Origin of the sequence: Exiguobacterium sp. s56, assembly GCF_018618255.1 — a bacterium.
GTDB classification, from domain to species: Bacteria; Bacillota; Bacilli; order Exiguobacteriales; family Exiguobacteriaceae; genus Exiguobacterium; species Exiguobacterium chiriqhucha.
Genome location: NZ_JACSLR010000054.1, coordinates 1 through 370, shown reverse-complemented (window position 1 = coordinate 370; position 370 = coordinate 1). Strand labels below are relative to the sequence as shown.

General features: G+C 52.4%; 1 protein-coding gene. It reads left to right on the top strand.

Features of this window, described 5'->3' with window-relative positions; genetic code table 11:
• Positions 1–144: 144 nt before the first annotated feature.
• Positions 145–370 (top strand): helix-turn-helix domain-containing protein (locus KNP71_RS15815; protein WP_353049168.1); only part of this gene is annotated, 226 nt, incomplete at its 3' end.

Here is a 370-nt window from a genome sequence, read left to right as displayed (position 1 = left end):
CCTTGCCCGCTTTGCCAGAGAAAGACAGTCCTGCATTCGAAAAGGCGACGTCGCTTCCGACACGGTCACGCATGGAACGTCGGTATACTTTGGATTGAGCTGGATATCCCACGTCAAAGATGCTTCTCTTGTGATTTGACGTTCGTGTATGACTACGGTCTCGGGCTCGTCCGCACCTCCACCGAGGTGTTCCGGAAAGGCATCGCAGAACGTTGCCACGGTAGGACAATCTCAGATGTAGCGCGTGAATACGGATTACCTTACACGACGGTGGAACGATTGTTTTATCGGTACGCCTCAGTAGAGACAGAGAAGCATACGACAGACGTCCTCATCGACGAGTTCGCCACACGAAAAGGACATCACTATG